9 protein-coding genes are annotated in these 10,289 nt (G+C 42.5%); 8 read left to right on the forward strand and 1 reads right to left on the reverse strand.

The annotated features are described in order from the left end of the window. Positions 1-4 precede the first annotated feature (4 nt). The 3 genes from L0Z67_RS02235 (at position 5) to L0Z67_RS02245 (ending at position 4,068) form a co-directional block, all read left to right on the forward strand. Complete coding sequence (locus L0Z67_RS02235) at positions 5-1,372, forward strand: MFS transporter (protein ID WP_062567314.1); 1,368 nt, start codon at positions 5-7, stop codon at positions 1,370-1,372. A 20-nt stretch (positions 1,373-1,392) separates the two neighbouring features. After that, complete coding sequence (ssb, locus tag L0Z67_RS02240; RefSeq protein WP_062567315.1) at positions 1,393-2,091, forward strand: single-stranded DNA-binding protein; 699 nt, start codon at positions 1,393-1,395, stop codon at positions 2,089-2,091. A gap of 321 nt (positions 2,092-2,412) precedes the next feature. Then, complete coding sequence (locus L0Z67_RS02245; RefSeq protein ID WP_405128405.1) at positions 2,413-4,068, forward strand: EAL domain-containing protein; 1,656 nt, start codon at positions 2,413-2,415, stop codon at positions 4,066-4,068. 6 nt (positions 4,069-4,074) lie between these two features. On the opposite strand, the gene L0Z67_RS02250 is transcribed toward L0Z67_RS02245, so the two are convergent. After that, positions 4,075-4,971 (reverse strand): 1-aminocyclopropane-1-carboxylate deaminase/D-cysteine desulfhydrase, encoded by an 897-nt coding sequence (locus tag L0Z67_RS02250; protein WP_405128406.1) that lies wholly within the window; start codon positions 4,969-4,971, stop codon positions 4,075-4,077. Positions 4,972-5,207: 236 nt separating this feature from the next. Between L0Z67_RS02250 and L0Z67_RS02255 the strand changes: the two genes are divergently transcribed. From L0Z67_RS02255 to L0Z67_RS02275, 5 genes are all read left to right on the forward strand, one after another. Next, on the forward strand, positions 5,208-7,232 hold the full coding sequence (locus L0Z67_RS02255; protein WP_062567318.1) for a formylglycine-generating enzyme family protein: 2,025 nt from the start codon (positions 5,208-5,210) through the stop codon (positions 7,230-7,232). 129 nt (positions 7,233-7,361) lie between these two features. Further along, positions 7,362-8,405, forward strand: coding sequence for a rod shape-determining protein (locus tag L0Z67_RS02260; protein WP_036973172.1), 1,044 nt, complete (start codon positions 7,362-7,364; stop codon positions 8,403-8,405). Continuing rightward, entirely contained in the window at positions 8,405-9,247 is an 843-nt protein-coding gene (gene mreC, locus L0Z67_RS02265) for a rod shape-determining protein MreC (RefSeq protein WP_193988248.1), read from the forward strand. The genes L0Z67_RS02260 and mreC overlap by 1 nt, the downstream gene beginning before the upstream one ends. Then, entirely contained in the window at positions 9,240-9,719 is a 480-nt protein-coding gene (mreD, locus tag L0Z67_RS02270) for a rod shape-determining protein MreD (RefSeq protein WP_062567319.1), read from the forward strand. The genes mreC and mreD overlap by 8 nt, the downstream gene beginning before the upstream one ends. Continuing rightward, positions 9,719-10,288 (forward strand): nucleoside triphosphate pyrophosphatase, encoded by a 570-nt coding sequence (locus L0Z67_RS02275; protein WP_062567320.1) that lies wholly within the window; start codon positions 9,719-9,721, stop codon positions 10,286-10,288. Before mreD ends, L0Z67_RS02275 begins: the two co-directional genes overlap by 1 nt. The last annotated feature ends 1 nt before the right edge of the window (position 10,289 follow it).

The raw sequence follows: 10,289 nt of genomic DNA on the forward strand, positions 1-10,289 counted from the left end.
ATTCATGACAGCATCTTCACTCAACTCTCGAGAAAAACGCGCAGCCGTTTCGTTGGCGAGCGTATTTGCATTCCGTATGCTTGGCTTATTTATGCTGATGCCAGTTTTGGCAATTTATGGTCAGCAATTAGAAGGGTTTTCGCCACTATGGATTGGCTTTGCTATTGGTGCTTATGGTTTAACACAAGCTGTGTTGCAAATTCCGATGGGTTGGTTGTCTGATAAAATTGGTCGTAAAAAAGTTATTATTGGGGGTCTGTGTGTGTTTGCGCTGGGCTCTGTGATTGCGGCAACCGCTGAATCTGTGCAAATGGTGACGCTAGGGCGCGCCTTACAAGGTATGGGCGCGATTGCCAGTGCATTATTAGCGCTGGCTTCTGATTTAAGCCGTGATGAGCAACGTCCGAAAGTGATGGCCGTAATTGGCATGTGCATTGGTATGAGCTTTGCCGTTGCCATGCTACTTGGACCAATTGTTGCTGCCTCTTGGGGAGTTGCTGGCGTATTTTGGCTTACCGCTGGGCTTGCTCTTTTAGGTATTTTAATTGTGTTATTTTTAGTACCTAATGCGGTTAGTAAAGCCCCAAAAGGCGACACGCTCGCTACCTTAGATGACATTAAGCAACTCATTAAACACCCGCAATTAGCACGCCTTGATTTTGGTGTGATGTTGCTTCACCTTACATTAACCACCGTATTTGTAGCCTTACCAGGCCAGCTTATAAAAGATGGTTTAATTGCCGATCACCATTGGTATTTATACATCCCTGTGCTGTTTTTAGCGTTTTTCTTGATGGTGCCGATAATGATAGTGGCGATTCGCAAAGAAAAAGAGAAACAAGCCTTTATTGGCTCAATCGCGCTGCTTGTTTTAAGTATGCTGGCTATGTCCCTATGGGTTGACTCTGTGATTGGCATTGGAATTTGTATGCTGGTTTACTTTATTGCTTTTAACTTTTTAGAAGCAACCATGCCTGCACTTGTGTCGCGTATTGCCCCTGCAAATCAAAAAGGCTCTGCGATGGGCGTGTTCTCATCAACGCAGTTTTTTGGTGCCTTTTTAGGTGGTTTATTAGGGGGTTACGTTGCTCAAGTATTAAGTGCGCAAGCAGTGTTTGCGGCGGCGGCACTTGTTGGGTTAATATGGCTTATCCTTGCTTGGAATATGCAAGTCCCACCAAGAAGTAAAATTATTAGCTTAATGACTGAATTAAGTTCAGAGCAGCAGGCACAAGTGCTTGCTTCTCGTCTAGTTGCTTTACCGGGCGTAATTGAAGCAACGGTTGTTTGTGATGAAAATCGCAGCTATTTAAAGATTAATGATAAAGAATTTGACCTAGACCAAGCACGCAAAGTGGCTGGTTTAATCTAACGTTTTATAGGAGAAGTTCCATGGCACGCGGTGTGAACAAAGTTATCTTGGTTGGTAATTTAGGCCAAGATCCAGAAGTACGTTATATGCCTAATGGCAATGGCGTAGCGAATATCAGCATTGCTACGACAGATAGCTGGAAAGATAAAAACACAGGGCAAATGCAAGAGCGTACTGAATGGCACCGTGTTGTGTTATTTGGCAAACTAGCAGAAGTTGCTGGTGAGTATCTTCGTAAAGGTTCACAAGTGTACATTGAAGGTCGTTTACAAACGCGTAAATGGACTGACCAATCAGGCCAAGAAAAATACACCACAGAGATCGTGGTAGACATGGGTGGCCAAATGCAAATGCTAGGTGGTCGTGGTGGCGATCAACAAGGTGGTGGTTATCAAGGTGGCCAATCACAAGGCGGTTACCAAGGTGGTCAACAACAAGGTGGCGGCTACGGCGGTGGCTCACAACAAGCACAAAGCAATAATAGCTATGCTCCACAACAACAGTCTGCGCCAGCACAGCAGCAACAGCGCCCGCAGCAGCAACCTGCACCACAACAACAAAGTAATAACCAGTATGGTGGCGGTTATAATCAACAGCAGCAAAACAACGCGCCACAACAAGGTGGTGGTTTTGCTCCTAAACCTCAAAATGCACCACAAGGCGGCGCATCAAACCCGATGGAACCACCAATCGATTTTGATGATGATATTCCGTTCTAGATCACTCGCATTGAGTGTTTGAGTTATTTAAACCCAGCCTAATTGCTGGGTTTTTTATTGCTTTAACATGGCTTTGTTATTTTGCGTAAGCTTGCAGTTGTCGGTTACAAAATAATTATCATTAACACTTTTTGCTAGGTGTTTAAAAATACATGACTTTTGACAGCGTTGGTCTTAGGATAATTCTGAAATTGCTTTTAATCGCTCTGTAGCCTTGTATTTATAGGGTTCTTGGACAACACTTTGTGTATGTTTGAGCAACAAAGCTGTGAAATGAAAAAAGATTTTACTGCACATATTAAGAAACCGGAGGCCATTTATATGGCGGCCGTTTTTTTGCTATTAGTTGTTTTTAATATTTTTTTAAGTGATGTACTACACGAAAAAGTACATAACTCAGGGACTGAGCTTGCCAAGCAAGTTTATGACTTAAGTCTCGACCCTGTTTCCTCACATGACATTATTGCAACTTTAGTTCAAAGCCAAGGGTTTGTGATGAATACGTCAGAGGTATCACCTAGTTTAGCGAAGTTTATTGATTTAGAGCAGGAAGTATTTAGCTATAAGACGGTGAGCCTGCGGTTATTTCATTGGCCTTCTTGGTTAGTGGAAAGTCATTTGTTTTTGTTTCTAAATTTAATCTTGATTGGAGCGTGTTATTGGGGGTTACGTCGCTGGCGGATGGCGCTTAAGACACCTGTGCTGGAAGATGCAACGATTAAAAAGCCCGCTCAATTAAGTGAGGCCAAGCCTGAAATGCCGCGTAAATTAGTAACGCCAAAGCTTTTGCCTCATCAAGATTTGAATATTCTGTATGGTGTTCCTACTAATTATAACCATTTATTTTCGTTATTTTTTTGGAAAACCCCTTTTCCTGAAAACTTGGATGTCGATAATTATTTTAAATTAGTGATTGCTAAAGGATTTGGTGAGCTGGTCAATCGCTCGGTTAAATTGCTTCCTTCAGGAGGCGTTGCGGTCACACTGAATAGCGTCCCTGCGACTGAGGTTGATAAATACACTAAGCGATTGCATCAAGTTATCTATCAAGCATGTCTTAATTATCGCAGTGACTTGTCCCGTAGTGATGTAAAAATAGGGGTGTGTAATTACCGCACTGGGGCGGATCAAGCGGTTGTTTATCAGTTGACTAAATCGGCCCTTGCGCTAGCAAAACAAAGTGCCTGGCAACATATTCATCGCTTGCCGTTTGGGCACACGCAATCGAGTGTGCTTGCTGATAGCAAAGAACACTTATTTGAATATATAAAGAAAAAGCACTTTATGCTTTTTTTCCAACCATTATTCGATTTGCAGACCGGCGATATCCTTCAGCATGAAGCGTTAATCCGTATTCGTCATAAAAGCCTCGGACTTTTGGCGGCGCGTCATTTTATCCCGCAAATGAGTAGCAAGAAGGATGTACTTTTGCTTGATCAAACGGTTGTTTTGCAGGTAAAAAAAATACTGTTGAGTGAACGAGGCGCAATGGCCGTTAGTATCAACTTACATGCCCTGAATTGGTTTAATAAAGAGTTTTGGCAGTGGTTGAAAGGTGAGATGCAAAGCTGTGATACGGTCAGTAAGCTGCAATTTGAATTAAATGAGGATGACTTTTTAAAGCAGCGCCACCGATTAGCAGGGCAGTTAGATTGTTTGGGTAAATTGTCGGCAGGAGTGGTTATCGATAATGTACGCAGTGCAGAGCACTTGCCCCTTTACCGTGAGCTTGCTAATTTTTGCGCTATAAAGCTCGCGTTTGAGTTAATACACAATATTGATACTAACAAGCAGCAACAAAAGATGGTGAAGGAAATTATCGCAAAAGGGCATGAATTAAGTTGCCCTGTTTATGCTGTGGGTGTTGAGACACAAAATGAGTTAGCAACGCTGAAAAATTTAGGAGTGGTTGCTGCACAAGGGTTTTATTTTGCTGAACCACTGCAAAAGTTGGCGGATATTACCCCATATAGCTGACCGTCGCTAAATTAAGCCTCTGTACTTTAACCCATTTAGACCTTGTAACCCGCCTGTGTGGATGGCGGTTATTACACTTCCTGATGCAAAGTAACCTTGCTCAATTAACTGCCAAATAGCATACATCATTTTTCCACTATAAATAGGTTCAAGGGGAATGTCGTATTGTTGAGTAAAGGTTTGACAAAAACGCCATAACTCATCAGAAAACTTGCCATATCCGCCATCATGATAATCACATAAAAGTTGCCAGTTGTGCTGTTCTTTTGCTTTATTACTGAGCTGTTTTATTTCTTCGATTAAATAATCAGCGTGTTTAAGGACAGCAATACCTAAAAGGGTTGTTTGACTGCTCGTTCCTTCTATTAACCCTGCTAATGTGCCACCGCTACCCGTTGGGCAAATGATATAGTCACTAGCTGGTAAGCTTTGTGCCAATTCCACACAGCCTTTAATCGCCGCAAGGTTTGTTCCCCCTTCAGGCAAGATGTAAGCATTAGGAAACTGCTTTTTTAGTTCGTCTAAGTAATGGGGATCATGACGCTGGCGGTAAGTAAGGCGATTGACCGGATGTAGCGTCATACCAAAGCGCTTTGCATCGTTTAGCGTCGGGTTAGCTTCATCAAGTAAGGGGCCACGGATAATCCCATGAGTTTTGAAGCCAAATAGTTTTCCTGCGATTGCACTGGCGTGGATATGATTTGAGAATGCGCCACCAAAGGTTAACAGCTCTGACTTACCCTGTTGTTGCATTATTTGTAAGTTAAATTTAAGTTTTCGCCATTTATTGCCGCTTATTTCAGGGTGAATCAGGTCATCACGTTTGATAAACAACTGTAAGTTATGCGCTTCTAACAGAGGGTGGAAAATGGGTTGAATGGGTGACTCACAACTAATATTCACGATGCTACTTAGATAAAAAAAGGGGCTCAATTATAGCAAAATCGTCATATAGATAGAAATTAGTCAATTAAACTAAAATGATTATGTTATTTACTGGCATCAACTAAGGTAATAGTTGTAAACTCAGATAATAATTGAACAAAGCTTGTGTTTTGCCTTGCAAGTACATAGCATAAGAGTTTAATTATAAAAAATAATAATGACCAAATAATTGCCGCTTTTTGGGAATGGAATATATGCGAATAGCTCCTTTATCTCTGTTAATTTCAGTTAGTTTGCTAGCAACGAGTGCATTTGCACAAGATACTGCTACGGTAACTGGGATTGAATCAGAGATCAGTAAAAAACAAGCCGAATACGATAACTCGACCGTAATCCTCGAAAAACACCTAAAAGAAGAAAGTCAGTTACAAAAACAACTCGAATTATTACGCGCACGCTCAACTGAGTTAGACAAAGAAAAAAACCAAGCGCTTGATGCAATGAACGAGATGTACCGTCGACTTATTGATGACCCAACATTAGATATCAGTAATGCGCAAGCGCGTTATCAAAAAGCAGTGGTTGATCATAAACAGAACAAAGATGATATTTCGATGCAATTAGCGGCAATTGCTTCACACCGAAAAGATATCGAGCAAATTCGCGTAGCGAAACATACGCAACTAAACACATTAGAAAGCTTAAAAGAGCAGTTGGCTACAGCACGTGTCGAGCGTTTGCGCAATGAGTTTACTCGTGAAGGCACTTTAGAAGTTAATCACACAATTAACTGTAAGCGTACCGAAACACTTGCAGCCTGTGAGCAGCGCGGCCAACAAATGGGCTTGCAAAAAGCCACCAAACGTTTTGTAGACCAAATTTTTGCTAACTTAACCGAAGAACGCCTTGTTGAACCAAAGCGTAATCTTGCTGGCGCACAAGTTAAAATTCTTAGCAGTCATGTTGTAAATAGTGCGTTTAGCGGCCAAGGTAATTACAACGTGAACTTAAGCGTAACGATGCGCGGAGACGTAAATAGTAGCCGTTTATGTAGCTTACTGAATTTGGATAACCGTTTTTGTGCTGATTATGGCACACCGCTGGCGGGCAGCTATCAACCAAACTATACAACGACTTACTCGGATAGTCAGTTAACATTCAGTGACTCTCAGGATAATAGTAAGGTGGTATCGGTTTCTCGTATGAGTGAGGAGCCGGTAAGTGATTATTCTGTAAAAAAGCCAGTAAGGGTTGAACCATTACCTGATCTAAAAAAATCTAAAATGGTTGAATTAACGCTTCGTTCTAATGTCTATGATGATGAAGTGTTTATAGATGGCGTCAGTTTTGGTTCTACTAAACTTACAACATCATTACCTGTTGGCTTTCATAATGTAGAAATTCGTAAGCGCGGCTACAAAAGCTATCAAGTTCGCTTAGAACTTAATAAGTCACAAACAATTCATGCCAAGCTGGTAAAAAAGCCTGAGCCTGTTGTTGCAGCTATTACAACCGCTGAGCAACCATCATCGGCACCAGCGGCAAGTATTGTAAATAAAACGAATACGGCGAGTCTCGTTGTCATTCCGGCAGGTAAATTTAAAATGGGCGATATCAACGGCAGTGGTCTTGCTAATGAGCGTCCAGTGGTAGAGAAAACCATTGCCAACTCCTTTGCTATGCAAAGTAAAGAAGTCAGTGTTGGTGAGTATGAGCAGTTTGTTGCCAATACAGGTTATAAAACAGAAGCCGAAAAAAATCGCGGTTGTGCTTATTACCTAAATGGTGAACCTGTGTGGGAAGCAACCCTAAACTGGCGTAATCCAGGTTTTGATCAAGACAGTGATTTTCCGGCAGTGTGTTTAACCTACAATGATGCTAAAGCATACGCAGATTGGCTATCAGGGCAAACTGGCCAGCTATTTCGTTTACCCAATGAGGTTGAATGGGAATACGCTGCACGTGCAGGTAAAGAAACTGAATACCCTTGGGGTAATGAAATTGGTAAAAACCTAGCGAATTGTGGTTGGTGTGGCAGTGAGTGGTCTAACAAAAGTGCTGCGCCAACAGGCTCATTTTCTCCTAATGCATTTGGCCTATACGATACTGTAGGCAATGTATGGGAGTGGACAAATAAAAAATCGGAACAGTCTGATGTGGCTGTTCGTGGTGGGGCATGGAATTTCGCACCTAGCTTGGCTCGTGTATCTACGCGTTTAATTTTAGCGCCAGATTTTCGTGCAAACTATATTGGGTTTCGTCTAGTACGCGAACGATAAATTTAATAAGGAAGCAATGGATGCTTCCTTTTTTAACAAATAAAGAAGGTAGCTGCGCTTTTTCATGGTGAGCATGATAGAGTGAAAGCAGCTAATATAAGAACGTATTTTCAAAGGTCATCCAGCCTCATGTTTAAAAAACTTCGTGGTATATTTTCAAACGATCTATCGATCGACTTGGGTACAGCCAATACCCTAATCTATGTAAAAGAAGAAGGAATCGTATTAAACGAGCCTTCAGTTGTTGCTATTCGCCAAGAGCGCGCTGGTGGTCCTAAAAGCGTTGCCTCTGTGGGAACAGAAGCTAAGCAAATGCTTGGTCGTACACCTGGAAATATTAAAGCGATTCGTCCAATGAAAGACGGTGTAATTGCCGACTTTTATGTGACCGAAAAAATGCTTCAGCACTTCATTAAGCAAGTACATAACAACAACTTTATGCGTCCAAGCCCGCGTGTACTTATTTGTGTTCCTTGTGGTGCAACACAAGTAGAAAAACGCGCCATTCGTGAATCGGCAATGGGGGCAGGTGCACGTGAAGTGTATTTAATTGAAGAGCCAATGGCTGCGGCAATTGGTGCAGGTTTACCAGTATCTGAAGCAACAGGTTCAATGGTTGTTGATATCGGTGGTGGTACCACTGAAGTGGCTATTATTTCTTTGAATGGTGTGGTTTATTCATCATCTGTACGTATTGGTGGTGACAAGTTTGATGAGGCAATTATCAACTATGTTCGTCGTAACTTCGGTAGCTTAATTGGTGAAGCAACCGCTGAAAATATTAAGCATCAAATTGGCTCTGCATTTAAAACAGATGAACCAGTTGAGATTGAAGTGCGAGGCCGTAACCTTGCCGAAGGTGTGCCGCGCTCATTCACGCTTAACTCACATGAAATTCTAGAAGCATTACAAGAACCACTGATGGGAATTGTAAGTGCTGTGATGGTTGCACTTGAGCAGTCTCCACCAGAGCTTGCATCAGATATTTCTGCACATGGCATGGTATTAACCGGCGGTGGTGCATTACTAAAAGATTTAGACCGCTTACTCATGGAAGAGACGGGGATTCCGGTTGTTGTTGCTGACGACCCACTTACCTGTGTTGCGCGTGGTGGCGGTAAAGCCCTCGAAATGATTGATATGCACGGTGGTGACGTATTTAGTTACGACTAATGAAGTTAATGTTTGGTCGTACAATCTCTTTGCAACTGCGACTTTTTGTCGCAGTGCTTTTGAGTGTCGTTTTGATTGTGGGCGACCGCTATACACAGGGTGGCACAACCATTCGCACTAGCTTAAATACCCTAGTAAGCCCACTTATCTATCTTGCTAACCTGCCTTATGAACTATTTAGTATAGGTGCAAAAAACCTTCACACACGCGATCAACTTCTTACCGAAAATGAAGCACTTAAAAAGAAGCAGCTACTACAAAGCGAACAACTACAACAGTTAGCCTTTTTAAGTCGTGAAAATGATAAGTTACGTGCTTTACTAGGTTCATCGGCTAAGCAATCTAATCGGAAGATCATTGCGCAAGTATTGTCTGTACATTCAAATCCATATAGTCACCAAGTGGTGATTAATCGTGGCACAACCGATGGCTTAAGTGAAGGCCAAGCTGTCATCGATGAAATGGGGGTTGTTGGGCAAATTACGCAAGTTGGATCGACAACTTCCCGCGTATTATTAATGACCGACACCACACACGCTACGCCAGTACGCATTTTACGTAACGATGTACGCACAGTGGTTGAAGGCATTGGTAAGATTAATGTCGTAAAGCTTTCACACGTGCCTCACAGCCTTGATGTACGCATAGGTGACATCTTAGTGACCTCTGGGTTAGGAGGAACTTTTCCTGAAGGTTACCCAGTGGCCGTTGTGACAGAAATCAATCGCGATGAAGGTCACCCATTCGCACAAGTGTATGCTGAGCCTATTGCACAGTTGGACCGTATCCGCTTATTGGTTGTGCTGTGGCGTAACCAGCAGGAGAGCATAAGTAATGAATAGTCGCTATTCCTTGCTAATCGCAATTAGTATCTTCTTTGCACTGGTGATGGCATTGATGCCATTGCCTATTTCATTTGAACCTTATCGACCTGATTGGGTGTTAATGGTGCTGATGTACTGGTCGCTCGCTGTACCACATCGTCTTAATATCGGCACGGCTTGGGTGGTGGGGTTACTCATGGATTTGGCTTCGGGTTCACCACTTGGCGTGAACTCATTAACTTACTCTGTGTGTATTTTTATCACGGCAAGTAACTTTCAAAAAATTAGAAACTTTTCTCTATGGCAGCAGAGCATATTAGTGGCTCTGTTTTTAACGCTTTACCACCTTATGCAATTTTGGCTTAATCATTTCTTGATGGGGGTTTATTTCAGCCCGCATTACTTATGGCCAGTGCTAACCGGCATGCTTTGTTGGTGGTGGATTTTCTTAATATTGCGTAAATACCGCCGTCATTTCAGGATTAGATAATGCAAACCGCAATTTATTTGGCGTCTGCATCACCGCGTCGAAAAGAGTTGCTCAGCCAGCTTGGTATCGAGTTTTCTCAATTTAGCGTTGATGCAGATGAAAGCCAATTCCCGAACGAGTCTCCTCGTGATTATGTTGAGCGTTTAGCGAGACTCAAAGCACAATCTGGTGTCGCAATGGGTTACACTGACCGCCCTGTGCTTGGCAGTGATACCGTGGTGGTGATTGATGACACCGCACTTGGCAAACCGATTGATAAAGCAGACTTTATCGCAACAATGAAGCGCCTATCAGGGCGTACTCACCAAGTTATGACCGCCGTAGCTATTGCTGACAGCCAGCACGTAAAAAGCAGTCTTGTTGTCACTGATGTGACTTTTAAACAATTAAGCGATGACGAAATCGATGCATATTGGCACTCCCAAGAGCCACAAGATAAAGCCGGTGGTTATGGTATACAAGGTCTAGGCGGGCGATTTGTGAGTCACATTTCGGGTAGCTATTTTGCTGTTGTCGGCTTACCTTTATATGAGACAGAGCTGTTATTAAACGAATTTTTAAGAGGGTAAC

Origin of the sequence: Pseudoalteromonas sp. PB2-1 (assembly GCF_045040605.1) — a bacterium.
In the GTDB taxonomy this organism is placed as follows: domain Bacteria; phylum Pseudomonadota; class Gammaproteobacteria; order Enterobacterales; family Alteromonadaceae; genus Pseudoalteromonas; species Pseudoalteromonas arabiensis.